This window comes from Actinomadura scrupuli, assembly GCF_050971785.1.
Classification (GTDB): Bacteria; Actinomycetota; Actinomycetes; order Streptosporangiales; family Streptosporangiaceae; genus Actinomadura_E; species Actinomadura_E scrupuli.
The window spans coordinates 566795-592931 of sequence record NZ_JBPCCU010000003.1 but is presented as its reverse complement, the minus strand read 5'-3'; the positions used below and the strand labels follow the sequence as shown (position 1 = coordinate 592931).

The following is a 26137-nucleotide window of genomic DNA, read 5'->3' as shown; positions in this document are numbered from 1 at the left end:
AACGGCTGGAGTCAGGGTGCGGCCAGGCCGGTGGCGCTGCGGAAGCGGGCGAGGGCCGCGCGGGCGCTCTGCGGGGAGACGCTCAGCTCCCGGCGCGCCGCCGACAGCTCCGCGTAGGACGCGTCGGAGCCGGGCGCGGCGGCCCGGACGGCGTCGATGTCGAAGTGGGGCTCGTCGAACGCCGCGGCCAACGTCCGCCCATGGTCGGCCAGCGCCGCCAGCGCGACCACCGCCGCCCGTGCCTCGGCCTGGGGACCCTCCTCGGGCACTCCCCGTGGATTGTCCGGCGGGCCGGTCGGAGGCGCGGGCAGCCGGTTGTCGAACGTGGCCAGGGCGGCGAGGACGGGCGGGAGGGCGGCGTCGCCGTCCAGGGCGGCCAGCCGGGTCCGCAGCTCGTCGAAGACCGGCGCCCATTCGGGGCCGGGCGCCAGCTGCGCCAGGTGGCTGCGGGTCCCGGCGAGCGCGTCGTACACCTCCTCCCGGACGAGCCGGCATGCCAGTGCGGCCAGTCGCGGCCGGGTGTCGGTCTCGTTGTTGACCTCGATGAGGCGGCGCGTCACCCGGATGAGTTCCCGCGGCAGCCCGCCGGACAGTGCGTGCACCAGGTACACGAAGGAGTCGGTCAGTCCCGGCACCCGCTTTTGCAGCAGTTCCTGCGCCTCGGGCAGCGACAGCGCCTCCACCATCACGATCTCGTCGAAGGCGTTCTCGAACACCGACCGCCCGGCCAGCGCCCGCCGCGCGAACACCGACCCGACCTCCTCGGCCACCGATACCAGGTAGAAGCAGTGCGGAATCCCGAACACCGCCTTGATCTCGCTGACGAACCGCTCGGCCTGCGCGATCGACCCGATCCGGTCCACCTCGTCGATCGCGATCAGTACCCGTTGTCCCCGCGCCGCCTCGGCCCGCGCGACGTCCTCCAGGAACCGCTGGAACTCCCCGACCAGCTCCGGCAGGTTCCACGGCAGCTCCTTGGCCGTCCCGCCGCGCGCGAACCCGCCGCGCCCGCCCGGAATGTTCGCGGTGAGCGTCCAGGTGCTGGTGTGCTCCTTGCGCAGCCTCGCCGTGTAGCCCCGCGCCCGCCGCACCAGCCGTGTCCGCTCCGGCCGCCGACGCCACGCGTACGCGACGACGGCCACGGAGATGAGGCCCAGGACCGCCAGGCCCAGGACCGCCGGGCCCGTCGAGCCCTGCCAGAACTCCTGCAGGCCGGGGAGGGAGCGGTCCCAGAGCTCTCCCGTCCAGCGGTAGGCGGCGCGAAAGGATCCCTCCCAGTCGGCGGGGTAAAGGAACAACACGAGCACCGCGAGCGCAGCGAGCAGGAAGAGCGCCTGCGCCGTCACGCGGAGGGCGGCCCGCACCAGCCGGAGGGCCTGTGCGCTCCGCGCCCTCGGGGGTTTCCCGTAGCGCTCGACGTACCGCTCGCACAGCCGCTGGAAGAGTTCCACCAGGAAGTCCTTGGGCACGTACTCCGCGGGCGCCGCCACCGAGAGCGCGAACTGGCCCGGCTCCTGCACGAGGGAGCGCAGGAGCGTCGACTTCCCCGCCCCCCTGGGCCCGGCGATCGCGATGCTCGCCGAGTCCGAGCGGTTCAGCGTGGCCTCCACCCTGGTCCTCGACCGGGTGGGCACGAACAGCCGGAGGTCGTGGACGCGCTTGAGCCCGCCCGCGTCGTACTCGTACAGGTAGCGGTGGAAGTCCGCGCCGAGCAGCCCATTGATGATCCGGGTCAGCTCGGGCACGATCACCGCGTTCCGGGCCTCCTCCAGCCATTCCTTCTCGGCCTCCGCTGCGACCTTGCGGTAGGCCTGGTCCCCGAGGACGAGGTAGGCCGGATAGCTGGACCCCCGGTGCTTCGGGTCCGGCTTCCTGGCGAGGTAGAGGACCACGAAGTGGCTGAACAGGCCGGGCAGGAACGCGACGGGATGCCCGAGGTGAAATGCGAGGCATAAGCCGGAAACAGCGGCCCCGGAAACGACCAGGGACGCTCCGTGACGTGCGCGCCCGAGCTGAAGGGCCGCGGTGCCCATCCCGACGAGCGCTCCGCCGACAAGGAACAGGAGCGAGCTGCGACCGTAGAAGTGGGAGATGACGGCGACGACGGGGCCGAACCGCCACATCACCAGAAACAGCAGGCTCACCCCTGCGGAGATCACGAGCTGCCATTGGCCGGCGGGGCGGAGGGCGGCCTGCCTGCGGAGCCGGGAGAGCTTCTCCCCGAGCCGGTCCAGGGCCTGCCCGGTCTCCGCGGCGCGTTCGTACGACGCGAGCTTGCGGGCTTCCTCGGTCACGTAGATGAGGTTGAGCCGGGCGAGGATGGTGTCGGCGTTGACATGGCCGTCGCGGATGTAGCCGCTGACGCGCTGGTCGTCCAGGCAGGCGCGGGCGTGCTGGAGGAGGATCTGCTCGTCGCGTCCGTACAGGGGGGTCTGGTCAGCGCCGGGGGCGTCCGCGAGGAGCTCGGCGACGGACAGGCGACCCTCAACGAGATCGCGTGGCTGGCGCAGGTACCTGCCGTCGGCGTCCCGCTCCTCCAGGGCGGCGACCGCCTGGAGGAAGCGCCAGGGCCGGGACAGCTCGCGGCCGAGCAAGGTGAAGGGACGTGCGGCGAGGTCGTCGAAGACCGGCTGCCAGCGTCCGGGCTCGGCGGCCTTCCGCGCCACGTCGTCGCGCTGCCGGTCGAGCCTCGCCGGGGCGATCTCGGCGATCGTGTAGGGCGCGGGCGGCTCGTCGGGCATCCGGGCACGCTGGCCGACGATCACCCGGGTCCGCGGGTGGTGGCGGAGGTACTCCACGACCAGCGGGACGTCCTCCTGAAGGTCGTCGAGCACCGGGAGGACCATCTGCTCCCGGGCCATGAACCGGGCATCGGTCGCGCTCAGGCCGTGTGCCATCAGTCCGGCGACGATCCAGCCGATGAGATCGGCGGCGCCGGCCGGACGGTCGCCGGGGTCGAGGCGCACCGGGACCGGCTCGCCGGGGCCGCGCTCGGCAAGCAGGCGCAGGATGAGGTCGACGATCCGGACGGTCTTGCCGCTGCCCGGCCCGCCGACGACGGCGAGCCAGACCGGCCGCCGCTCACGCCAGTCCGCGAGCACGTCCTCGAGCCGCGCGTACGGCAGGGGGTCGGCGGCCTCGGTATGCAGGACGAACTCGACTCCGGCCGGGACGCCCGGCCCGCCGATGAGGCGGGCCAGGGCCTCCTGCTCCGCCGCGCCGACGGCGTCGGCGAGCTGACGGGCGACGACCAGCAGTCGGTCACCGGCAGAGGGCGCCGTCCTTCGCGACATCCGGAGCACAGGGCAATCATGCGGGATCCGGCCGCCACGACCTGTGCATTTCGCCATTAACAGCAGCAGTTGTTCCGGACCTATGTCAGCCGAGCCCAGAGTGATGCGCAGGCGGCCGCGTGCGGCCGGTTTCGGGGGCTCCGTCGCGGGCGGAGCCCCCGTATCGGCGACCGGCTGGTGGCCGGCCGCCGATACCTGTCACCTCAGGCCGGTGACGTGCCGATCCAGCCGAGATGCCGGGCGAAGAACCGGGCCGCGCTGTCGACCTCGAACCTGGGCACCTCGCCATGCCCGCCCGCGTTGGCGTGCAACGTCTTCTCCTTCGAGGCGAAGGCGTCGAACAACGCCAGGCCGGATTGGCGTTCGATGTACTCGTCATCCCATTGGAGAAGGAATTCGACCGGGACGGTGATCTGCGCCGCCGCCTCGGTCAGGGATTCATGCCCGAGACAACCGAAGACCGCCGCGGTGATCCTGGGTTCGACCGCCGTCAACGGCACCCCGATCCCGGTGCCCTGCATGATGCCCCAGAAGCCGATCGGCCCTTCGGCGCCGATCTCCGGCAGTTCCTGGAGGGCGTCCAGGGTCGCCCGCCATTCCGGCACGGCACGCGCCGCCAGGGCGATGTGCAACCCCACGACGACCGGGCCGAGCGGCTCGCCCGCCGCCTGAGCCCGCCGCAGGACGGCGACGTGCTGCTCGTCCTCCGCCGTCGGAGGCCGGTCGCCGTGTCCGGGCGCGTCGATCGCGGCGACGTGGAACCCGCAGCCGGTCACGAAGCGGTGTGCACGGCCCAGGATTCCCGGTGCCCTCTTGTGCTGGCCGCCACCGTGCGCCATCAGCACCAGGGGTGCGTGCTCGGAACCGGATGCGGGCGACCAGAGCACGCCGGGGACCTCGCCCACAGTGAAGTCGCGTTCGACGACACCGTTCGACGATGTCTCCGCAGTGAAATGCACAGAATGCATAGGTGTTGTTGCCTTTCGGGATTGCCTGTCGTTGAGGCGCTCCCGGCGACACCTACGTCAAATGCCCAACCGTGAAGAAGAGAGGGAGCACCCACCTGGATACAGCTTCATGGGTCTCACCTCCTCGTGCGATGTCACGGCCTCCGGAGGGTATCAGCCGCACAGCCATCGCGGCCAACCCTTTCCTGCCGGCCCGCGCCGACCGGGCCTGCCTGGACCCGGCCCTCGCCGCGACCTGGGACGATCCGTTGGCCGGCTGTTCCCGCAGACCCTCGCGATGGTCGCCGACCTCGCAGCGTCATCGAGGGCGGCGGTACCGCCGTACGTGGCGCGCCGCCGCTTCGCTAAGGGGGGGTCCGTCCGGAGCGGACGATGGAGGGAAGGGGAGTGCCCGCCCCTCTCCACTCTCAACGTATAGCGGACCGGGGGGCTTGCGGCAAGACCCGGGTCGTGCCGCAGAATCGTGGGCCGAGGCCAGTACCAGCGGACATGGGGGATGCGAAATGCGTGTGTGCCTGAACAGCTGACCGCTTTCGGGGGGCACTGTCGCTTGCGGGCCGGTCGACGCGACGATGCCCGAAGCCGCGACGTCGACGTCGGCGAGGGCTCCCCCGGGCACGACAGTGGAGGCCGGACCCGCGCAGCACCCGGCGGGCTCGTCGAGCGGCGGTGCCGCGAGGCGCACCGGCCCGGGTGGTGAGCCGCGCAGCGCTCGGTGAGCAGGTCAGGCGGAGCGTTGCCCGCCATGGCCAGCAGGTTCGTCACGCGGGTCCAGACGCCTTGCCGCGCGCAGTGCTCGCAGGCGGCTCCCTCCTTCTCATCCACCGCAGAATCCAGCGGCGCTCGTGAGCGCCACACGTACGAAAGATCGGAGCTGATGAGGTGGACCCCCTGACCACCAGCGCGTTCGACCTTCCCGGCCACCTTGCGCCCAAGGCCGACCCGACGCTGATCGCCGGCGACGAACGGCACTTCGCGGCCATCGCGGAGAGCCTCGAGCAGTCGATCGCCGACCTGTCCGACCGTCTCGATGCCGAGCGCAAGGCACCCGGCGGTATAGGCCAGGAGGCGATGGACCGGGACATGGAGATCCACCGGCTGACCGCTCGCCTGCGTACCCTGCGTCGCTTCGGTCTGGACCTGTGCCTCGGGCACATCGTCAGCGCGGACGACCCCGAGCCCGTGTACGTCGGACGACTCGGCCTCACGGACAGCACGGGTCGCCGGCTGCTGCTCGACTGGCGCTCCCCCGCGGCCGAGCCGTTCTTCGGAGCGACCCACGCCAACCCGATGGGTCTGGCAAGCCGCCGCAGGTATCGCTGGACCCGCGGCCGGATCAGCGACTACTGGGACGAGGTGTTCACCTCGGACGGGTTCGAAGGGCACGCCGCGCTCGACGACCAGTCCGCCTTCATCGCCAGCCTGGGCGGCCACCGGTCGAGCCGGATGCAAGACGTGCTCGGCACCATCCAGGCCGACCAGGACGCCATCATCCGCGCGGGATCCCGCGGCGCTCTCGTCGTCGACGGCGGTCCGGGTACGGGGAAGACCGTCGTCGCTCTGCACCGCTCCGCCTACCTCCTCTACTCCGACCCTCGCCTCGGTCACCGCCGGGGTGGCGTGCTGTTCGTCGGTCCGCACCAGCCCTACCTGGCCTACGTCGCCGACGTCCTCCCCAACCTCGGGGAGGAGGGCGTGCAGACCTGCACCCTGCGGGACCTCGTCGCCGAGGGAGCAGCGGCAGCGATCGAGACCGACCCGGACGTGGCCCTCCTGAAGTCCTCCGCGAACCTGGTGAAGGCGATCGAGAAGGCCGTCAGGTTCTACGAGAAGCCGCCCGCCAAGGGGATGACGGTCACGACTCACTGGTCCGACATCTGGCTGGGCGCCGACGATTGGGCCGAGGCGTTCGAAGCGGCGGAACCCGGTACTCCGCACAACGAGGCGCGCGACCAGATCTTGGAGGAACTGCTCACGATCCTGATGGACAAGTACGACGGAGACGCCCCGGCCGACCTGCTCCGGAAGTCGCTGCTGCAGAACAGGGAACTGCTCATGGCCCTCAACAGGGCGTGGCCGCTGCTCGAAGCGGTCGACCTCGTCGGAGACCTGTGGTCGGTACCCGCCTACCTGCGGATGTGCGCTCCCTGGCTCAGCCCCGACGACGTTCGGAAGCTGCAGCGCGGGGACGCCCAGGCCTGGACGGTGTCCGACCTGCCGCTCCTGGACGCGGCACGGCAGCGCCTCGGCGACCCGGAGGCGTCACGACGTAGGCGCCGCCACGAGGCCGCGATCGCCGCGCAACGCGAGCACATGACCAAGGTCGTCGACAGCCTGATCGAGGCCGCAGCCGACTCCGGCGCCGACGGCGACGACGGTGAAGGCCTGGTGACGATGCTGCGCGGACAGGACGCGCAGGTCTCCCTGATCGACGAGACCGCCCTGCCCGGCGCCGACCCGGACCTGCTCGCCGGCCCGTTCGCGCACATCGTCGTGGACGAGGCTCAGGAACTGACCGACGCGGAGTGGCAGATGTTGCTGCTGCGCTGCCCGTCCCGGAGCTTCACCATCGTCGGGGACCGCGCCCAGGCCAGGCACGGGTTCACGGAGTCGTGGCAGGAACGGCTCGAGCGGATCGGGCTCGACCGGATCAACCTGGCCTCCCTGAGCATCAACTACCGGACGCCGGAAGAGGTCATGGCGGAGGCCGAGCCGGTCATCCGGGCCGTGCTCCCGGACGCCAACGTGCCGACCTCCATCCGCAGCAGTGACGTCCCCGTCGTACACGGAGCCGTCTCGGATCTGGGCTCGGTCCTCGACACCTGGCTCGCCGCGCATGCCGACGGGATCGCCTGCGTCATCGGCGATCCGACGTTCCGGGAGACCTCCCGCGTCCGGTCGCTCACCCCGGAGCTGTCGAAGGGGCTCGAGTTCGACCTGGTCGTCCTCATCGACCCGGAGGCGTTCGGCAAGGGCATCGAAGGGGCGGTCGACCGTTATGTCGCGATGACCCGAGCGACCCAGCGACTCGTCATCCTCACGAGCACCTGACCTCGGCCACGCGGCTCGCCGTCCAGGTCGTCACCGTCAGCCGAGCACCTCGCACACCTTCATCGGGGATCGGTGAGCGGGTGGTGACGGACCTGCCGGTTCGGCCTCCGGATCAGGCGGTCGTGGGGCAGGCTTGACCACATGGAGTGTTCATACGTGCACGGAGAGCGCACGACCGCGTGATCGCCATGTCGTCACCGGCCCGAGGGGGGATGCCCGTGAATGTGGTCGATCGCTGGAGCGAACACGTCTTGTCGCTGTTTCGGATGGTGGTCGGGCTGCTGTTCGCCTGCCACGGCCTGTCATCGATCTTCGGGGTGATGGGCGGCCGGATGGGTCAGGGCGGCACGGTGCCGGTGGGCGACTGGCCGGGCTGGTGGGCGGCGCTGATCCAGCTCGTCACCGGGTGTCTGGTGCTGGTGGGACTCGGCACCCGGATGGCCGCGCTGCTGGCGTCCGGGTCGATGGCCTACGCCTACTTCACCGTTCACCAGAAGCACGCCCTGCTTCCGCTGCAGAACGGCGGCGAGCCCGCGGTGATGTTCTGCTGGGCCTTCCTGCTCATCGTGTTCTTCGGTCCCGGCTCCTGGTCGCTGGACCGGCTCCTGGCCGGTCGCGGGCGCCGCCGGCCCGTCCCGGTGGCCGAGCCGGAGTCCTTCTGACGCCGACGGCACCGCTGCCGCCGTCAGCCACGTAGCCATCGATCGATCTCGGCCTCGAGCTGCGCCTTCAACCCCGCGGGAGCGAAGCTGCCCTCGACCGAGGCACGGGCCAGGTGCGCCAGCTCGGTGTCGCCGTACCCGAAGACCTCGCGGACCCGCTGGTACTCCGCCGCCAGCGACGTCTCCCCGTCGGTGTTCAAGGTGACCGTCAGACCGGCCTCGACCAGGCGCGGCAGCGGGTGCTCCGCCAGGGACGGCACCAACCCGAGCAGGACGTTCGAGGAGGGGCAGACCTCCAGCGGCACACGGCGTGCACGCAGCTCGGCCACCAGCTCCGGATCCTCCAGCACGCGGATGCCGTGGCCGATCCGCTCGGCGTGCCCGGCCGTCAATGCCTCCCGGACGCTGGCCGGGCCGGCCGTCTCCCCGGCGTGGTGCACCAGGTGCAGCCCCGCCTCGCGGGCGGCCTGGAACACCTCGGTGAAAGGTGCCGCCGGGTAGGCCTCGTCCCCCGCCAGGCCGATGGCGATCACCTGCGGGTACCGCGTGGCCAGCTTGAAGGTGCGCCACAGCCGCTCGACGGAGCGGCGGCGCGAGTGGTCCAGGATCACCCGGGTCTGGACGCCGTACCGCTCCGCCCCGGCGGCCAGACCCTCCAGCACCGCTTCCAGCGGCATCTCCGGATCATTGAGGCGCTCGCCGTGAGCCGCTGCGGTGAAGGTGACCTCCGCATAGCGGACGCCCTGAGCAGCCTCGTCCTGGCAGAACTCCTCGGCGATACGGCGGAAGTGCCGGCGGTCGCGTAGCAGCGCGCGCACGGCGGCCCGCTGGTCGGCGAACTCGCGGAAACCGGCGAACGGCCGATCCTGGACGGGCGGCTCGCCTCCCAGCTCGCGAATGGTGCCGGGCCGGACGGTGCTTTCCAGGTGGGTGTGCAGATGAGCCTTGGGCAACAGGTGAAGATCTTTCACCGCCGAGATCTTACCCGGGAGCCTCCGGCGCGGTGGTGGCGACGATTCCCGCGGCCGGCAGCCGGGGACGCCGGCGCCGGGAGAGCGTTCCGCGCCCGGTGACCGGCATACTGTGCGGATGCTGATCAGGGAAGCCGCCGTGGACGACTGGCCGGCCATCTGGCCGTTCTTCCGCGAGATCGTCGCCGCCGGCGAGACCTTCACCTATCCGCTCGATCTCGATCAGGAGGAGGGCCGCGGCTGGTGGCTGCTGTCCGCCCCGAACCGTACGGTCGTCGCGGTCGACGACGACGGCGTGATCCTCGGCACCGCGAAGATGAACAACAACCAGATGGGCAACGGCTCGCACGTCGCGAGCGCCAGCTACATGGTCGACCCAGCGCATTCCGGGCGCGGTGTGGGCCGCGCGCTGTGCGAGTACACGATCGAGTGGGCCCGCGCGGCGGGTTTCCGCTCGATGCAGTTCAACGCGGTCGTGGAGACGAACGAGACGGCGGTGGGTTTGTACCGGCGGCTCGGATTCGAGGTGCTCGGCACCGTCCCGGAGGGCTTCCGGCATCCGGTGAAGGGCTACGTCGGACTGCACATCATGTACCGCACTCTTTGACGGGTTTCCCGGTCGGCGTCTCGTCGGCACCTCCGTGGACCGGGCCGAACGAATGCGTCCAGATCGCGGAACACCTGGCGTTACCGGCCCGGCACCATGGGTACCTCTTCTCTGAGGCCGTGGTCGCTGCGAGGTTGCGGAGGTCTGCCGATGAGCGAAGAGGCCGGACAGGCAGCGGCCCGATCGGAACCACTGCATCAGGACGCTCTCGTGGACGAACTCCGGCCGTCACCGGCCGACCCTCCGCCCGACGTCGTGGAGTTGTGCGGCTTCGTCGGCCGGGACACCGAGGAGGGTTACTGGCGCCTCTATCTCAGCTCCGACCTCACCGTCTACCTCAGGATCGCCGCGGCCGACATCGTCAGCGGGCGGCAGAGTGACCCCGCGGAGAGCGATTTTCGTCCCAGCCACCTCATCGTCAGGACCTCCGCGAGCGTCGAGAAGGTCCAGACGCTGCCGCTGGACCTGCAGGCGGGCTTCCTGCAGGGCGCCTATGCCGCCGCCCTGGCCGCCACGGCCGACCCGTGCGCGGCGCCGTCCCCGGCGCGGCGTGCACGCCGGGTCTCGGCGGAGCAACTGGAGTATCCGGTCTCCGGCAGCTGGATCTGCCAGCCGCAGACCACCATCGAGTTCCAGACCTGCTTCTGCACCATCAACAGCGTCCAGTGCTGCATCGCGTGAGAGCTCCTGTCCGGTCCGCCGGCGTGCATGCCGCCGCCCTGCGCTCCCGCTCACCGAGACGTGTGCTGACCTGCCTGGCGGACTACGGCCTCATCTCGCTGCCCGACCTCAGCCTGCGAGATGTCGTGCTGACCACCTACAGCAGCCGGAACCCAAGCTGCCTCGTCCGGTTCGGCTCCGGCGAGGCCTACTTCCTGAAGCATCCCTCCAGTTCCGAACATGCCGTGACGATCCGGCGGGAGGCGTCGATCTACGCGGCGCTGTCGGAGTCGGCGGACTTCCGGCGGCTCGCACCCCGGCTGGTCCGCTACGACCCTGATCTCCCGCTGCTGGTGCTGCAGGCGTTCGCGGGGGCCCGCTCATCGGACCCGCTGCTCATCTCGTCGCGGTCGTCCCTGCTCCGGACGGCCCGCCGGCTCGGCCGGGCGCTCGCCCTGCTACACGCCCTTCCGCACGCAGGTGTCCCGCCGGCGCTCACGCCGTCCGCCTATTTCCTCGATCTTCCTCCGCTGGGCGTACGCGCGCATCTGAGCACTGCCACCACCGGCCTCGTACGCTCGGTGCAGCACGATGCCGCCCTGACCGAGGTCATCGTCCGCCGCCGTGAGGGGTGGCACCCCACGGCCGTCATCCACGGCGAGCTCAAGTGGCCGCACTGCCTGCTCATCCCCCCGTCGGACGACACACCCGGCTCGGTGCGCCTGGTCGACTACGAGTTCGCCGGAGCCGGCGATCCCACCTGGGACCTCGGCTGTGTCATCGCGGCCTATCTCGCCTCGTGGCTGTCCTCCATGCCCGCACCGGTGAACGCGCCCGCCGAGATGTTGCTCGCCCGCTCCGCCCTGTCGGCGAACGACCTGCAGCAGGCTCTCGGGGCGTTCTGGCGCGCGTATGTGACGCGGCGGAGACTGCCTGCGGGCGATCGCACTGCGGTGCTCGAAGCAGCGGTCCAGAACGCCGTCGTCCGGCTGTTGTGGATCATCTTCGAGACCTGTGTCGCCCGCGAGGCGCTGACGGACCGGTCCGTGCTGATGCTGCAACTCGCGCACAACCTCGCGGAGCGACCGCACGAGGGAGTGCGACATCTGCTCGGGCTGCCGCTGGGATGAAGGCCTTGTCCACCTACCGCGACCAGCTGGACGTCCTCGCCCGTTCCGTACGGATCATGGACGGGTCGGCGTTCTGCTGGTTCGGGCGGCGTATCCCGGTGGCATCACCCGCCGACGGCGACGGGATGGGCCCGCTGCGCACCCTCCTGGCCCGGCATCTGTACGAGTTGTTCTACGTGGTGGGGCATCCCGTCCCGGCCGGTGTCCGGCTCGTCCGGTCCGGAGGGCAGCTCGACGGGGCCTTCGTGGACACGATCCACGACGCGGCCTGCGGAAGCGGGCCCTCGGAGGACCACTGGAGGTTCGTCGCGTCCCGTCAGGACGGGGTCGTCGCCGAACGCGAGGGCATCACCTTCCTCGTCCCGCACGGCTCGGTCACCCGGGAGCCGCCGGCCGACGGCACGGGGAAGATCGCCGTCCGGCAGCCGCTGTTGCTGCGAGCCCCGCAGCCGGGCTTCTGCTTCGTGCTCGGGACGACCCCGTTCCCGGCGGCCGGCTCCGACCCGGTGCAGAGGCTCTACTGGAACGTCCACGCCGACGGGGCGACCGCGCTCGTCCGGATGCTGACGAAGGAGCTCAATGGCAGATCCGTACCGTTCGCCCTGAAGCTGATCAACATGGCGGACGCCTACACCCGCTGCGACGCCGCCGTCCTCTACGTGCCGGGCCGGCACCTGCCCGGCGCGCTCGACGTCGTCGCGCGGCGGCACCCGGGGGCCGCCTGGGCGCTCAAGGACGGCGTACCCGCACTCACGAAACGCCTCGCGCGGGGTGTCGGCGCCGCCGAGGATCCCGGCACCGGCGAGAGCTTCGGCCAGCACAGATGCAGGCTGGTGGCGGAGGCGCTGTCCGACGCGGAGGTGCTGGCCTCGCGGGGCGCGGCACGCCGGGCCCGCGCGTTCGCCGAACGGCTGGAGGCTCGCGGGGTCTCCGTCGCCGCGCCGTACCTCAACCCGGGCTCTTCCGACCGCCTGGTACTGCCGTCCGTCCGGCACGGGGGCCGCGGCCCCCGCCGCGCGACGGCCGGGGCCGGGCTCGGGCGGCGGAGGCTGATCTCCGCGGCGGCGGGCGTCGGTGAACTCCTGCTGGAGGAGGCCCTGTGGCGGGGCGCGGAATGCACCTGGATGGGACCGCGGCACGACGGCCCCTCCCCCGGCGCGAGGCCCGCCCCGCGCGGTTCATGGTCGGCACTGGGAGCAGACGTCTACCTGGGCACCGCCGGCCTGGCCTGCCTCCTCGCCCCGCTGGCCGGCCTTGTCGGCGATGACCGTTTCGGCCGGGCGGCCGCGGGGGCGCTGGCCTACGCGGCTCAGGAGACCGAGCGCAACCTCCGGCCGGCGGAGGCGAGCCTCCACCTCGGCTGGACGGGGGTGGCGATGTGCCTGCTCCGGCTCGGCGGCCCGCTGGGCCGCCCGGACCTCGTCGCCCGCGGCGAGCGGATGGTACGCGACCGGCTCGGCCAGGACCTGGTGTGCCAGGCCGACGACCGGCTGGCGGGGCTGGCGGGCAACATCACGGGCCTGCTCGCGCTCGCCGACGCGGGGGTGCGGGGGCCGGTCATCGACATCGCCGACCGGCTCGGGCGGGAATTGCTGGCCCGTGCGGTACGGACCGGCGATATCCGCACCTGGCCGAATCCCGCGCACGCCGCGGTGCCCTTGACGGGGCTCGCCCACGGGGCCGCCGGGATCGCGCTCTCCCTGACCGAACTCGCGGCGGCGACCGGCCACGAGGAGTACCGCACGGCCGCGTTCGAGGCGATCGAGTACGAGCGCCGGCGCTTCTCCCGGATCCAGCGCAACTGGCCCGACTACCGCCGCCAGCCCTCGGTGACCGGCCAGCCGCGCCGTGGCCGGAGATACTCGGTCGGCTGGTGCCACGGGGCACCCGGGATCGCGCTGGGCCGGATGCGGATGTGGGCGGCGCTGGGCGGCGACGACCTGCGCGCCGAGGCGGCGCTGGGGTTCGAGACCACCGTTCGCTCGCTCGCCTGGATGAGCGGCGACGCGATCGAGCGGATGGTGCTGTGCCATGGCCTGGGCGGCAACCTCGTGATCGCCAGAACGCTCGAACGTCAGGGGCTCACCGCGCCGCCGGAGCTCACGGGCGCCGCGGACACCGCCGCCGAGCACCTGTGCGAGCGCGCCGAACTCGCGGGCGCTGACGGAGGTGTGTCGGATTGGGCCCGGCGGACGCCGTCCCTGCTGACCGGTGCGGCGGGGATCGGGCACCTTCTGCTCAGCGAGGCCGGCGAAGGCACCTCCGGCCTGCCGTCTTCACTCGTCCTCGGGTAGGCGGAGCCCTGATCGCCGCGCCTGGCAATAGCATCGGTTCGTGGCAGATCTCGAGCAGGCCGGCCCGTCCCGCGACGAGGCGGCACAGACGGGCGACGCCCAGCAGCCCGTACGGGTCTGTGCGCACTGCGGCAAGGCGCTTCCGGCCCCGAAGGCGGGCCGCCCGCGCAAGTACTGCGACGACACCTGCAAGGAGGCGGCGCGACGCGAACGGGTGCCCCTGGACTCCCAGATCGCCGAACCGCTGAGCGAGCTCCGCGACCTGGCCGAGACCCTCTCCCCCCTCACCACGCCGGTGCTCACCGCGCTGACCCGTATCCACGATGCGCTCGCCGCCGCCGAGGAAGGCGCTCTCGGCCTGGTCGCCACCGCCCAGGCGGACGCGGCGCAGGCCCGGCGGGAGGCCGACGAGGACCGGGCCCGTGCCGGACTCGCCGAGGCCCGGGAGGCGGCCGCCCAGCGGCAGGCCGCCGCCGACGGGAAGGCGCGGGCCGATGCCGAGCGCGCCGCGGAGGCCGCCCGCCAGGATGCCGACCGGCGCGAACACGAGGCCGCGGACCAGGTCGCCGGGTCCGAACGGCTGCGCGGCCAGGCGGAGGGCGCACGTGCGGGCGCGGAGCGGGCACGCGACGAGCTGGCCGCGAGGGTACGTGCCGTCCAGGAGGAGCTGACCACGGTACGGACCGCGATGCAGGCGCGGCTCGACCGGGCGCGTACCGACAACGACGACCTGGCCGGTGCGCTCACCCGTACCGAGGCAGCGCGTGCCGCCGCCCGCGAGGAGGCCCTCACCGCGCAGGCCGAAGCCCGCGATGCCCGTGCACGGGCCGAGACCGCCGAGCGCGAGGCCGTACGGGCCCGGCAGGAGGCCGAGGACCAGGTCCAACAGGCCCGGCAGGCCGCCTCCCACGCGGAGCGGCAGCGGGCCGCGGCCGAGGAGAGGGCCGAGCAGAGCCGCCGGGAGAGGGACGAGGCGCGTGCCGAACTGCGGGCGGTTCAGGCGGGTGCCCGCGCCACCGAGGAGATGCTGGAACGGGAACGCGACGCCGCGCGGCGTGATGCCGGTGCCCAGCGCGAGCGGGCCGTGATCGCTGAGACCCGGCTCGCCGCGGCGGTCGCCGCGCGGAACGCACCGGAGCCGGGCGCCGAGACGGTCCCGCCCCAGTGATCGTCACGGCCTGGCGCACCGCGCGCGGCTTCCTCTGCCTCTGACTCCCCCGGTACGGGCCCCGTCACCTGGGCGGGCGCGGTGGGGCCGAGCGTGCCCAGGCCGGTGTCCAGGTCTCGGCGTCGCGGTGGCCGGGACGTGCCGAGCCGAGGTGGTCGCGGAGTGCGGTGAGCCCCGGGTGGGAGTTGTCGCCGCGCCAGATCAGTGAGTGCGGGTAGACCGGTGTCGGATCCTGCACGGCGATGCGGCGCAGGCCGTAGTCGGCGGGCCAGACGAGCCGGGTCTGCTCGCCGACGAAGGTCGCCAGTGCCGAGGAGCCGGCGATCACGTCCAGGAGGGGCTCGGTGCCGAAGTTGGGGCCGATGGGATCGATGGTGAGCCCGAACGCGGCGGCGAGTTCGTCGTAGTAGGCGGCCCACTCGGTTCCGCTGACGATGCCGGGCATCCAGATCCGGTGCCCGGCAAGCTCGGCGGGCGTGACCGCGCGGGCGGCGGCGAACTCGTGGGCCGGTCCGGTGAGGAGCTGGATGGGCTCGTCGAGGACCCGGGCTGTCTGGATGTCGTCGGGGAGCTGCCGCGCGGGCAGGGTGACGGCGCGGAAGGACGCGTCGATGGTGCCGGACCGGACTGCGGCGATCGCCGCATCGGCGTCGAAGAGGGTCATGACGGCGAGTTCGATCTCGGGATGCGCGCGGTGGAAGCCGCGGAGCAGACCTGCCGGCGCGAGCTGCCGGCCGATCACGTCGACGCGCAGCGCGCGGCGGCCGGGCCGCACGGAGGCGGCCGCGCGCTCTTCGGCCCGGAGCAGGTCACGGGCGTGGGGCAGGAACGCCTGCCCGTCGATGGTCAGCTGGGCTCCGCGCGGGGTGCGGGCGAACAGCCGCACACCGAGGTCCTTCTCCAGCGCGGCGATGCGCTTGGAGACGGCCTGCTGGCTGATCGACAGCTCACCGGCCGCCTCCTGGAACTGCCCCACGTCCGCGACGGCGACGAAGGTGCGCACGGCATGGAGATCCACGCCGACCGACCTTAGCCCACAACGCATGGTTGTGGCTCGCTGCCAGACCGGTCGTCTGATCCGCAGCTCGGCTGCTCGCCAAGGGTCTCGCTGGTCAACGCGAGGTTGTTCAGGCAGTACGGCCTCGTGTTCGCGGCACCCTGCGCCGGACTAACCGCACGGCCCGTCCGGGTGGGCGGGTCTGGTCCCGATGACGACGGTGGCGCGGAACTCGCCGGACGCCGCCACCCGCGGGATCAGCCCGTGGCGGGCGACGGCCTCGGCGGTCCGCGCCGCCTGGTTCTCGCTCGTCTCGACCAGCAGGCGTCCGCCGGGTGCCAGCCACAGCGGTGCGCCGGCGGTCACCCGCCGCACGACGTCGAGCCCGTCCGCGCCACCGTCGAGCGCCGCTCGCGGTTCGTGAAGGCGGGCCTCCGCGGGCAGCAGCCTGATCGCCTCGGTGGGGACGTACGGTGCGCTGGCGACCAGGACGTCGACACGTCCCCGCAGTGTGGCCGGCAGCGGCTCGTAGAGGTCCCCCTCGTGGACCTGGCCGCCGGCCACGGCGAGGTTGCGGCGGGCGCACCGCACGGCGGCGGGGTCGATGTCGACGGCGTGCAGGTCGATCCGGCCCAGGGCCGCGGCCAGCGCGGCGCCCATCGCGCCCGAGCCACAGCACAGGTCGACGACGACGGGGCGTGGCCCGTCGAGAGCCTGCCCCGTGGCGGCTCCGGTGGGGCCGGTGGCCTGCCGGGCGAGGGCGGTGGCCTGGCGGACGAGGAACTCGGTGCGGCGGCGGGGGACGAAGACCCCGGGGTCGACGGCCATCCGCAGGCCGCAGAAGTCCGCCCAGCCGAGGACGTGTTCGAGGGGCAGGCCGGCGGCGCGCCGGTCCACCATCGCGGCGAGGTCGGCGGGCGTCCGTGCCGTGGAGATGATCAATCGGGCCTCGTCCTCGGCGAAGACACAGCCGGCGGCGCGCAGCCTGGTAGCGACGACGGATTCAGGAGGCGGTGCTGCGGAAAGCGACATGAGAGCCTTTCGGGAAGCCGAAGGGCGCTCTCTCGGTCACCTACGCCGGGTGGACCGCACGGCCGTGAGGTGAGAGCACCCGGCCTGGTCTGGCGGTAATGGGTCCCACCTCCTTCTCGGCACGTCCACTGCTGGAGATGGCAACATTACCAGCCCCCTCGCCGCCGACGACGAGCGTGGCAAGATCGTAGGTAACGGCCATCCATACGACTGGATGAACAGGGGCGCACGATGACCGAATCCCCCAGGATCGACACCACGGTCCCGCACTCGGCCCGTATCTGGAACTACCTGCTGGGCGGCAAGGACAACTACCCCGTCGACTGGAAGGCCGCCGAGAAGGTCTTGGAGATCTTCCCCGGCATGGTGGACATCACCCGTCAGTCCCGCGCCTTCATCGGCCGCGCGGTGCGGCACCTGGCCGGGCAGGAGGGCATCCGCCAGTTCCTCGACATCGGCACCGGCCTGCCGACCGCGGAGAACACCCACGAGATCGCCCAGGGCGTGGCCCCGGAGAGCCGCATCGTCTACGTCGACAACGACCCCCTCGTCCTGGCCCACGCCGAGGTACTGCTCGTCAGCACCCCCGAGGGCGCCTGCGACTACCTCCACGCCGACGTACGCGACCCCGACACGATCCTGCGGGAGGCCGCCCGGACGCTGGACTTCGACCGGCCCGTCGCGCTCATGCTGATGGGCATCCTGGGTCTGATCAGCGACTACGACGAGGCACGCTCGATCGTGAACCGGCTGATGGCGGGCCTGCCGGCCGGCAGCTACCTGGGACTCAACGACGGCGCCGACACCGATCCGGCCTACGTCGAGGCCATCCGGCGCTACAACGAGGGAAGCGGCGCGGTGCCCTACACGCCCCGCAGCCCGGAGCGGATCGCCGGGTACTTCGACGGGCTGCGGCTGCTGGAGCCCGGCGTGGTGTCGTGCTCGCGGTGGCGGCTCGACACCACGCCCTTCGGTGTGCCCGAAGAGGTCGCGGTGTTCGGCGGCGTCGGCCGCCGGCCTCCGGGCCGGCTGTAGCGATCACGAGCCGGCGTTGTCCGGTCCCGGCCAATCACCAGCGGTCACTCTGGGCTTGTCGTAGAACACCAGTGTTCGCCATAGGCTCGCAGTGAAGGCGCCCTGCCCGCCGCTCGACGAATCGCCGGCCCTCCAGAGAGGCTCGACAGTGACCCGAAGCGCACCTCCCTTCCGTCTCCTGCTCCGCTTCTTTCTCTGCCTCGCCACGGCGCTGCTGCTCACCGTCGCGCTCACCGCGCCGGCCCGCGCCGACGTGGCGCCCCCGGCCAAGGTGCTCAGCCGCTTCGAGACCTCCGCCGCGGGCAACAACGTCAGCCGTGACTGCGGTTTCAGCAAGAAGCTCCCCGGCAGCTCGACCCAGAGCCTGTGGCTGTTCTGCGACTCCTCGTGGAGCGGCACGTCCTCCGGGTTCTGGCTCGGCGCGACCGCGGCGGTGGGCGCTTACACGCCTGGGCAGGTGCCCACGACGCTGACCGAGATCCCGACGCCCCCCGCGGCCATCGCCGCGCCGAGCAACCGCCCCCCGGCGGGTTTCCTGCCGGTGCCGTCCGGGCTGGTCCTGCCGGACGGCACGACCTGCCAGGTGCCCGGCTCCTCCTACGGGGCCTCGTGGATCTCCGGAGTGGCGCAGGAGCCCAGCACCGCCGACACCACCAAGCTCCTGATCACCTACGCCGACGTCTGTGTGCATGCGAACGGCCTGCCCGCCGAGCGGTTCGGGCTGGTGGAGTACAAGCCGTCCACCAACGCGCTGAGCGGCCAGACCCAGGTCTTCACCACCTTGTCCGGGCTGCCGTTCCAGAAGGTCCTCGGATCACCGATCTTCTCCGGGGGGTACCTCTACCTGTTCGGCTACGTGTGCGACTCGTCGGCGTTCGGCGTCTGCGCCGGCGGCAGGGTCACGCTGGCGCGGGTCACCGCGACGCAGACCGCCTGGCGGGTCGGGTCGAACTACCGCTACTGGAACGGCACCGGCTGGTCGGCGAACTACGCCGACGCGCAGTCCGTGCTGTCCGGGGCGAAGCCGATCGCGGTGCACGTCGAGGACTTCTCCGCTCTCGGCAAGGGCTTCGTCCTCATCGAGCAGCCCGACATCACCGGGGCCTTCCGGGTCTGGCGATCCACGTCGCTGACCAGCGGGTGGACCATCACCCGCACCGGCAACGCGCCGTGCGGCGGGCAGGCCGGCCTGAACCTCTGCCGCGCCTACTTCGGCCATCCGGAACTCAGCACCAGCAGCAACCTGCTGATGTCCTACTACGACCCCTCCAACGACCACGTGGGCGTGATGGCGGTGCCCTGGTGAGAAGGGCGGGGTGCTAGGCGCGGGCGGTGATCTGCTGCACGGCCCAGCCGTTGCCGTCCGGGTCGCTGAAGAAGACGAACCCGACGTTGTTGAGATCGTCTTCCGCGCGGCTCGGGCGGAACCCCGATCCGCCGGCCACCTGCACCTCGCTGACCTCCACGCCGCGCTCCACGAGCAGGGCGCGCGCGGCGTGGACGTCGGACACGACCAGCTGCAGGCCCTGGAGGGATCCCGGCGGCATGTTCACGATCCCCTCTCCCACGACGATGGAGCAGCCCGACCCGGGAGGAGTCAGCTGGACGAATCCGGGCCCGTCGCCGCTCCTGGTGTCGTGGTCGACGTTGAAGCCGAGCCGCTCGGCGTAGAAGGCCTTGGCGCGATCCAGGTCCGAGACCGGGACCGTCACCACTTCCAGCGTCCAGTTCACGATCGATCTCCTTGTGCGGCCGGGGTGCGGCCGGTCGGGGCGGGGCCGGTCGGGGCGGGGCCGGCCGGGTCGTGCCGCCGGTGCGCCAGGAGCACCTCGTCGAGCAGCGCGTAGCCCTCGGCGAGTCCGCGTTCCATGGGTGAGGCGAGCACGATGTCGCGGGCCTCCCGCGAGGGGAACAGCAGCGTGCTGGTCAGCGTGGTCCTGCCGGCGTCCTCGGCCAGGACATGGGTGACCAGCGACTCGCCCGGGTACCACTGGTCGTCGAAGGACTCGGTGTAGACCAGGCGGCCGGGCGGCGTGATCTCGCGGTAGACCCCGCCATGGCCCATGGTGGCGCCGTCGGGGCCGCGGGAGACGAAGCGCCAGGCGCCGCCCACGCGCAGGTCGACCTCGCAGACGACGAGGTTCCAGCCGCGCGCACCGTGCCAGCGCCTGAGCAGCTCGGGCCGGGTCCACGCGTCGAAGACCAGGCGGCGGGGGGCGTCGAACTCCCGCGTCAGGACGATCTCGGTGTCGGAGGGCGTCGCCACCCTCAGGGGCCCGGGGTTCCTCACGAGTGGTCTCCTTCGGTCTCGCTGCTCTGCTCGCCCTTGAGCTCCTCCAGCAGGGCGTCGAGGCGCTGGTAGCCCTCCTCCCAGAACCGGCGGTAGTTCTCCAGCCACACGGTGGCGTCCTGGAGCGGGCGGGGCTCGAGCCGGCAGGGCCGTCGCTGCGCGTCGCGTCCCCGGGAGATGAGACCGGCGCGTTCCAGCACCTTGAGGTGCTTGGAGACGGCGGGCTGGCTCATGGCGAACGGTGCCGCCAGCTCGGTCACCGTGGCCTCCCCCGCGACCAGCCGGGACAGGATCGCCCGGCGCGTCGGGTCGGCCAGTGCCGCGAACGTCGCATCGAGCCGGTCGGGGGTCATGAGTCCATAACCTTCCAGTTGAATAACCTCATGGTTTTCTACACGGCCCTCAGGCCGGCTGTCAACCACCCGCGTCCCTGGCCCGTAAAGGGCCCGTCTGGATCCCGGCCGCTCCGTGGGAAGGACGGCGGGAAGGACTGCGGCCCGCTCTCAGCCGGACGCCGCGGGCAGGCCGGCGTCGACCAGCGCCCTGGCCTGCGCGAGGACATCGCACTGCTCTCGCCAGCCGGCACCGGCGAAGCCCAGCACGACGTGCCGGGCGCCGGCCGCCCGGCAGGCCGCCAGCCGCTCCGCGACCTCCTGCGGGCCGCCGGTGATCGGCAGGGTGAGTGCCTGATCCAGCGGGATGCCGTAGCCGCCGGCGAGGCGGGAGGCGATCTCCGCCCGGGTCGGCAGCCCCGGTCGGGAGCCGAGCGCGCCGGTCGCGCCGAGGGCGATCGTCGGCACCGGCCGGCCGTGGGCGGCGGCCAGCTCGGCCAGCCGGGCCGCGCCCGCCGCCACCTGGGTGTTCGGCACCAGCGAGGGGAACCAGCCGTCGGCGAACCGTGCGGCGCGCCGGATCGCGACCGGCGAGGCGTTGCCCACCCAGATCGGGGGCGGCGGGACGGGCGGTGAGAGCTCAACCTCCGGCCCGCCGGGTTCGTCCGGGAGCGGGGTCGGCTCCCCGGCCAGCAGCCGGGGAAGCAGGCCCAGCGCGGTGTCGGTGCGCCGGCCGCGTTCGGCGTAGGCGATGCCGGCCGCCGCCCACTGCGCGGGGCCGCCCCCGGAGCCCACCCCGAGGATCAGCCGCCCGCCGGTGACGTGCTGGAGACCGGCCACCTGCTTCGCGGCCCAGGCCAGCGGGCGCAGGCCGGGGACGAACACGCTCGCGCCGATGCGGATGCGCGTGGTGACGGCCGCCGCGGTGGCGAGCGCGATCGGGCAGTCCAGCGACGGTGTCCCGGTCGCGAGGTGGTCGCCGTGCCACACGCCGTCCAGACCGGCGTCCTCGGCGTGCCGCGCCGCGGTGCGCAGATCCAGTCCGTCCCGGAGCTGGGCCTCCATCCCGGGCAGGATCACGCCGATCTCCAGGTCACGCCGCGGGCCGGGGCCGTTCGCATCGATCGCCATGCGCCGAGCCTGCACCCTCAACCGCACTTGAGCTCAAGGGCCCGGGCCCGCTCCGGTCACAGCGCCTCGGCCAGGAAGGACGCCATCGCGGCGGCCAGGTCCCCGGGCGCCTCCTCGGCGAGGTGGTGGCCGCAGTCCAGGGCGTGGCCCCGCACGTCGGCCGTCCAGTCCCGCCAGAGCGACAGCGGGTCGCCGTAGAGGTCCTCCAGGTCGTCCTTGGCCGCCCACAGCACCAGTGCGGGGCAGGTGATGCGGCGCCCGGCGGCGCGGTCGGCGTCGTCGTGGGCCCGGTCGACGCCGAGCCCCGCACGGTAGTCCTCGATCATGGCGTGCACGGTCCGCGGGTCGTGGATGGCGTCCTGGTAGTCGCGCCAGGCCTCCGGAGCCATGTGCTCGCCGGTGGCGCCGTACCAGGCGTCCGGGTCGGCGTTGATGATCCGCTCCGCGGGCTTGGCGGTCTGGGCGAAGAAGAACCAGTGCCACCAGGAGGCGGCGAACGTGGCGTCGCACCGGGCCAGGGCCTCGCCGATCGGCACCGCGTCCATGATGACGGCGGCGGTCACGGCTGAGGGGTGGTCGAGTGCGGTGCGGGTGGCCACGTAGGCGCCCCGGTCGTGGCCGGCCACCGCGAACCGCTGGTGCCCGAGCGCCCGCATCAGGGCGAGGCAGTCGCGGGCCATGGCGCGCTTGGAGTACGGCTCGTGGTCGGCGGTGGTGGGCGGTTTGGAGGATCGCCCGTACCCTCGCAGGTCCGGGCAAACCACCGTGTACCGGTCGGCGAGCAGCGGGGCCACCTTGTGCCAGGTCGCGTGGGTGCGGGGATGGCCGTGCAGCAGCAGGAGCGGAGGTCCCGAGCCTCCGTGCCGGACGCGCAGCTCGGCCTCGCCGACGTCGATCCGGTCCAGCGTGAAGCCCTCGAAGAACATCGCGGAGGGGTTCCCCGCCGGGGAAGAGGCAAACGCCCCTGCTGCCCGGCCGGGTTCACGGCGCGGGTTCGCTCAGCCGGCGGGTGACCAGACGTAGGGGGTCGTGGTGGTCACGGCCTGGAACCCGAGCCGCCGCAGGATGGGTTCGCTGTCGGCGGAGGCGTCCACCTGCAGGTAGGTGACCCCGAGGGCGGCGGCCCGCCGCGCGCGATGCGCGATGAGCGCCCGGTAGATCCCCTTGCCCCGCCAGGCGGGCAGCGTCGAGCCTCCCCACAGCCCGGCGAAGTCGGTGCCGGGTCGGAGGACGAGCCAGGCGGCGGAGACCAGTTCGCCGTCCGCCTCCGCGGCCAGCACCGTGATGTCGCCGGGGGCGGCGGCGACCCGCGCGATCAGGTCGTCCGCCAGCCAGCCCATGTCCTGGCCCCAGATGGCGGTCTGCAGGTCGGCGATCCGGCGGAGGTCGAGGTCGGTGGCGACCTGGCGGATCACGACGCCCGGCGGGTCGGCCTGGTCGGTGGCCAGCCGGGCGGCCAGGCCGATGACCACCGTCTCGCGTTCCTCGGGCACGAACCCCGCCCGTAGCAGCCGCTCGGGGAGGTCGGCCGGCCGGTCGTGGCCGCGGGTCTTCCATTCGACCGCCTCGCCGCGGGCCGCGAAGTAGTCGCGCTGGCGGGTGATCAGCCGATCGAGGTCCGTTCCCCGTACGCCCAGGTCACGTGGCCCGCTGACGAAGCCGCGGTGCTGGCCGACGATCCGCAGCAGCGGGCCGTCGTGCTCGTGCCGCGTCCCCGCGGCCGGGACGGGTGGCGCGCCGCGCATTTGCTCGTCGTAGGCGGTGAGCAGGGTGTCGAGTTCGGTCACGGAGAACGACTCTAGTGAGCAGGGCAAATGGTTTTTCGTCCCGGTGGGCGGGGGTGGCTCTCCGGGCACGCGGCCTGGCCGGGATGTGCCGGGATATTCGGTGGTGGCCTCGGCGGCGATCCCCTACAACGGGTCATATGTTCCGCAAATACCCGCGCACCCCTCACCTCGAAGGGTCCCGGCTGCAGCCCGGCGATCACGATCTCGCGGCCGTGCCGTACGCCGAGGTGGCCGGGAGGTTCCTCGTCGTGGAGGAGAAGCTCGACGGCGCCAACGCCGCGATCAGCTTCTCCGCCGGTGGTGAGCTGCGCCTGCAGAGCCGTGGCCACTATCTGACCGGTGGCCCGAGGGAGCGCCAGTTCGGGCCGCTCAAGGCGTGGGCGGCGGCGGTGCGGCACGCCCTGTGGCCGAGGCTGGGTGAGCGGTACGTGATGTACGGCGAGTGGCTGTACGCCAAGCACACGATGTTCTACGACGCCCTCCCCCACTACTTCTGCGAGTTCGACGTGCTGGACCGCGAGGAGGAGGCGTTCCTGTCGACCGAGCGGCGCCGGGAACTGCTCGACGGCGCCCCGGTGTGCTCGGTGCCGGTGCTGCACACCGGGACCCTGCCCGACCTGGGCGCGCTGTCGGCGCTGGCCGGGCCGTCGACGTGCCGGACCCCGCGGTGGCGGGAGGCGCTGCGGGCCGCGGCGATCGCGGGCGGCTGCGATCCGGAACAGGTGACGGCGGAGACCGACGCGGCGGAGGAGATGGAGGGCCTGTACGTCAAGGTCGAGCAGGACGGCCGGACGGTGGGCCGGTTGAAGTGGGTGCGGCCGAGCTTCCTGACGGCCATCCTCGACTCCGGCGGGCACTGGCTGGACCGGCCGATCGTGGCGAACGGCCTCGCCGATCCGGAGGCGCTCTATGCGGGTGTTTGAGGAGCTGTGCCCGGCCGCACCGGAGTGGCGGGTGCCGTGGCCGGAGATCCGCGAGGCGTTCGACTGGGTGCGCCGGCTCGCCGGGGTACCGCAGGACCCGGTCCACCACGCCGAGGGCGACGTGGAGGTGCACACCCGGATGGCGTGCGAGGCGCTGGCCGCGCTGCCCGGCTGGCGGGCCCGCCCGGCGCAGGAGCGGACGCGGCTGTTCGCGGCGGTGCTGCTGCACGACGTGGCCAAGCCGTACTGCACGCAGACCGGCGAGGACGGGCGGATCACGGCGCGCGGGCATTCCCGCCGCGGCGACCTGATGGTGCGGCGGCTGCTGTGGGAGCTGGGCGCGCCGGTGGAGTGGCGCGAGCACGTGGCCGCGCTGGTGCGCCACCATCAGGTGCCGTTCTGGGCGCTGGAGCGGCCCGACCTGCAGCAGATCGCGTTCCGGGTGAGCCTGCTGGCCCGCAACGACGATCTGGTGCTGCTGGCGACGGCGGACATCCTCGGCCGGGTCTGCGGCGACACCGGCGAGGTCCTGGAGAACATCGCGTTGTACGAGGAGTACTGCGCCGAGCAGCGCTGCCTGGACGGGCCCCGGTGGTTCCCCTCCGACCACGCCCGCTTCTGGTACTTCCGTACCCCGGGCAGGGATCCGGACTACGCGGCCTACGACGACACCCGGCTCACCGTCACCGTGCTGTCCGGGCTGCCCGGGGTGGGCAAGGACCACTGGATCGCCGGCCACCGGCCGGCTCTGCCGGTGGTGAGCCTGGACCGGTTGCGGGCCGAGCTGGGGGTGCGGCCGGGCGGGGACCAGCGGCCGGTGGTGGCGGCCGCCCACGGGCTGGCCCGCGGGCATCTGCGGGCGGGGCGCTCGTTCGTGTGGAACGCGACCAACGTCTCGCGCCAGTTGCGGGACCAGTGCGTCGGGCTGGCCGCGGGCTACCGGGGGCGGGTGGAGCTGATCGCGCTGGAGGCGCCGCCGCGGGTGCTGCGCGAGCGCAACCGGGCGCGGGAGGCCCCGGTGCCCGACGCGGTGATCGACCGGCTCGTCGGCCGGTGGGAGACCCCGGACCCGACCGAGGCGCACGTCGTCCGCTGGCTGTCCACGGTTTGACCGGGGTTCCTCCCGGCGACCGCGCGGTCGCCGGGAGGCACAGCGCGATCGGTCATGAGGCGGCCGGGGCCGCGGGAGCGGTGCGGCCTTTGCGGGGGGCGGCGGAGCGGGGTGGCTGGGCGCGCATGTGGTCGCGTACCCGCGTCATGATGTCGCCGAGGTGGCGCAGGTCGTCGTTGGCCAGGGGGTCGAACAGCAGGCGGCGGGTGACCTGGATGTGGCCGGGGAGGACGCGGTCGATGAGGGCCCGGCCGTCGTCGGTGACGGTGACCAGGGTGGCGCGCTCGTCGTCGGGGCTGGGGCCGCGGGTGATGAGGCCGGCCTTTTCCAGAAGGCCGGCCTGGTAGGTCAGACCGCTGCGGCTGTAGACGACGCCGTCGGCCAGCTCCGTCATGGTCAGCGGGCCGCCGGCGAGGCGGGCCAGCAACTGGAACTGAACGTAGCTGATGCCACCCTCGGCGCGTAGCTGCTGTTCGACCTGGTGCTGGAGCAGGCTGACGGCCTCCATGAGCACGAAGTAGGCGCCCAGCTGGGCGGGATCGAGCGGCTGGACGTCCCCGGTTCCGGCGTCGGTGCAGGGCTGGCTGTCGGTCATTCCCTCACGCTACATGTTGCGAATTCACAGCATTGTGACGAGCGTCACCTGCCCGGGGACTATTGCTTCGAAGTTGAAGCGGATTACCGTTCGTACCATG

Annotated in this window: 23 protein-coding genes; 11 read left to right on the top strand and 12 right to left on the bottom strand. The window is 72.4% G+C overall.

The features are described from left to right. Positions 1–11: 11 nt before the first annotated feature. Both ACRYCC_RS16960 and ACRYCC_RS16955 read right to left on the bottom strand, forming a co-directional pair. A complete protein-coding gene (locus ACRYCC_RS16960; RefSeq protein ID WP_433813127.1) occupies positions 12–3293 on the bottom strand; it encodes a hypothetical protein in 3282 nt (1093 codons plus the stop codon). 203 nt (positions 3294–3496) lie between these two features. Continuing rightward, positions 3497–4252, bottom strand: a complete 756-nt coding sequence (locus tag ACRYCC_RS16955; RefSeq protein ID WP_433813125.1) for a dienelactone hydrolase family protein — start codon at positions 4250–4252, stop codon at positions 3497–3499. Between the two features lie 891 nt (positions 4253–5143). Between ACRYCC_RS16955 and helR the strand changes: the two genes are divergently transcribed. Together helR and ACRYCC_RS16945 are read left to right on the top strand one after the other, a co-directional pair. Next, on the top strand, positions 5144–7312 hold the full coding sequence (helR, locus tag ACRYCC_RS16950) for an RNA polymerase recycling motor ATPase HelR (RefSeq protein WP_433813123.1): 2169 nt from the start codon (positions 5144–5146) through the stop codon (positions 7310–7312). 218 nt (positions 7313–7530) lie between these two features. Beyond that, positions 7531–7974: a DoxX family protein gene (locus ACRYCC_RS16945; protein ID WP_433813122.1), complete on the top strand. Its 444-nt coding sequence runs from the start codon at positions 7531–7533 to the stop codon at positions 7972–7974. A gap of 23 nt (positions 7975–7997) precedes the next feature. On the opposite strand, the gene add is transcribed toward ACRYCC_RS16945, so the two are convergent. After that, positions 7998–8945, bottom strand: a complete 948-nt coding sequence (gene add, locus ACRYCC_RS16940; protein WP_433813120.1) for an adenosine deaminase — start codon at positions 8943–8945, stop codon at positions 7998–8000. 118 nt (positions 8946–9063) lie between these two features. On the opposite strand from add, the gene ACRYCC_RS16935 reads away from it, so the two are divergent. The 5 genes from ACRYCC_RS16935 to ACRYCC_RS16915 all read left to right on the top strand — a co-directional run bounded on the left by ACRYCC_RS16935 (position 9064) and on the right by ACRYCC_RS16915 (position 14804). Further along, complete coding sequence (locus tag ACRYCC_RS16935) at positions 9064–9552, top strand: GNAT family N-acetyltransferase (RefSeq protein ID WP_433813118.1); 489 nt, start codon at positions 9064–9066, stop codon at positions 9550–9552. A 210-nt stretch (positions 9553–9762) separates the two neighbouring features. Beyond that, positions 9763–10233 (top strand): hypothetical protein, encoded by a 471-nt coding sequence (locus ACRYCC_RS16930; protein ID WP_433813117.1) that lies wholly within the window; start codon positions 9763–9765, stop codon positions 10231–10233. After that, positions 10230–11342 carry a phosphotransferase family protein gene (locus tag ACRYCC_RS16925; protein WP_433813115.1) on the top strand — a complete coding sequence of 371 codons (1113 nt, stop codon included), beginning with the start codon at positions 10230–10232 and terminating at the stop codon, positions 11340–11342. Before ACRYCC_RS16930 ends, ACRYCC_RS16925 begins: the two co-directional genes overlap by 4 nt. A 5-nt stretch (positions 11343–11347) precedes the next feature. Next, a complete protein-coding gene (locus ACRYCC_RS16920; protein ID WP_433813113.1) occupies positions 11348–13636 on the top strand; it encodes a lanthionine synthetase LanC family protein in 2289 nt (762 codons plus the stop codon). Positions 13637–13676: 40 nt separating this feature from the next. After that, positions 13677–14804 carry a coiled-coil domain-containing protein gene (locus ACRYCC_RS16915; protein ID WP_433813111.1) on the top strand — a complete coding sequence of 376 codons (1128 nt, stop codon included), beginning with the start codon at positions 13677–13679 and terminating at the stop codon, positions 14802–14804. A gap of 64 nt (positions 14805–14868) precedes the next feature. On the opposite strand, the gene ACRYCC_RS16910 is transcribed toward ACRYCC_RS16915, so the two are convergent. Both ACRYCC_RS16910 and ACRYCC_RS16905 read right to left on the bottom strand, forming a co-directional pair. Further along, positions 14869–15822: a LysR family transcriptional regulator gene (locus tag ACRYCC_RS16910; protein ID WP_433813109.1), complete on the bottom strand. Its 954-nt coding sequence runs from the start codon at positions 15820–15822 to the stop codon at positions 14869–14871. Positions 15823–15972: 150 nt separating this feature from the next. After that, a complete protein-coding gene (locus ACRYCC_RS16905; protein ID WP_433813108.1) occupies positions 15973–16833 on the bottom strand; it encodes a putative protein N(5)-glutamine methyltransferase in 861 nt (286 codons plus the stop codon). A 231-nt stretch (positions 16834–17064) separates the two neighbouring features. Between ACRYCC_RS16905 and ACRYCC_RS16900 the strand changes: the two genes are divergently transcribed. Next, positions 17065–17868, top strand: coding sequence for an SAM-dependent methyltransferase (locus ACRYCC_RS16900; protein ID WP_433813107.1), 804 nt, complete (start codon positions 17065–17067; stop codon positions 17866–17868). A 148-nt stretch (positions 17869–18016) separates the two neighbouring features. Continuing rightward, positions 18017–19174, top strand: a complete 1158-nt coding sequence (locus ACRYCC_RS16895) for a glycoside hydrolase family 183 protein (RefSeq protein ID WP_433813106.1) — start codon at positions 18017–18019, stop codon at positions 19172–19174. 13 nt (positions 19175–19187) lie between these two features. On the opposite strand, the gene ACRYCC_RS16890 is transcribed toward ACRYCC_RS16895, so the two are convergent. The 6 genes from ACRYCC_RS16890 to ACRYCC_RS16865 form a co-directional block, all read right to left on the bottom strand. Beyond that, positions 19188–19601: a VOC family protein gene (locus ACRYCC_RS16890; protein ID WP_433813104.1), complete on the bottom strand. Its 414-nt coding sequence runs from the start codon at positions 19599–19601 to the stop codon at positions 19188–19190. Further along, entirely contained in the window at positions 19598–20158 is a 561-nt protein-coding gene (locus tag ACRYCC_RS16885; protein WP_433813102.1) for an SRPBCC family protein, read from the bottom strand. Before ACRYCC_RS16885 ends, ACRYCC_RS16890 begins: the two co-directional genes overlap by 4 nt. Beyond that, positions 20155–20511, bottom strand: coding sequence for an ArsR/SmtB family transcription factor (locus ACRYCC_RS16880; RefSeq protein WP_433813100.1), 357 nt, complete (start codon positions 20509–20511; stop codon positions 20155–20157). Before ACRYCC_RS16880 ends, ACRYCC_RS16885 begins: the two co-directional genes overlap by 4 nt. Positions 20512–20661: 150 nt before the next feature. After that, positions 20662–21621 (bottom strand): LLM class flavin-dependent oxidoreductase, encoded by a 960-nt coding sequence (locus ACRYCC_RS16875; protein WP_433813098.1) that lies wholly within the window; start codon positions 21619–21621, stop codon positions 20662–20664. A gap of 56 nt (positions 21622–21677) precedes the next feature. After that, positions 21678–22547 carry an alpha/beta fold hydrolase gene (locus tag ACRYCC_RS16870; RefSeq protein WP_433813096.1) on the bottom strand — a complete coding sequence of 290 codons (870 nt, stop codon included), beginning with the start codon at positions 22545–22547 and terminating at the stop codon, positions 21678–21680. A gap of 72 nt (positions 22548–22619) precedes the next feature. After that, on the bottom strand, positions 22620–23408 hold the full coding sequence (locus ACRYCC_RS16865) for a GNAT family N-acetyltransferase (RefSeq protein ID WP_433813094.1): 789 nt from the start codon (positions 23406–23408) through the stop codon (positions 22620–22622). A gap of 137 nt (positions 23409–23545) precedes the next feature. On the opposite strand from ACRYCC_RS16865, the gene ACRYCC_RS16860 reads away from it, so the two are divergent. Together ACRYCC_RS16860 and ACRYCC_RS16855 are read left to right on the top strand one after the other, a co-directional pair. Next, entirely contained in the window at positions 23546–24331 is a 786-nt protein-coding gene (locus ACRYCC_RS16860) for an RNA ligase family protein (RefSeq protein ID WP_433813092.1), read from the top strand. Continuing rightward, entirely contained in the window at positions 24318–25442 is a 1125-nt protein-coding gene (locus ACRYCC_RS16855) for an AAA family ATPase (protein WP_433813090.1), read from the top strand. Before ACRYCC_RS16860 ends, ACRYCC_RS16855 begins: the two co-directional genes overlap by 14 nt. A 52-nt stretch (positions 25443–25494) precedes the next feature. Here the strand turns inward: ACRYCC_RS16855 and ACRYCC_RS16850 are convergent, their stop codons facing one another. Further along, entirely contained in the window at positions 25495–26037 is a 543-nt protein-coding gene (locus ACRYCC_RS16850) for a MarR family winged helix-turn-helix transcriptional regulator (RefSeq protein WP_433813088.1), read from the bottom strand. Positions 26038–26137 lie beyond the last annotated feature (100 nt).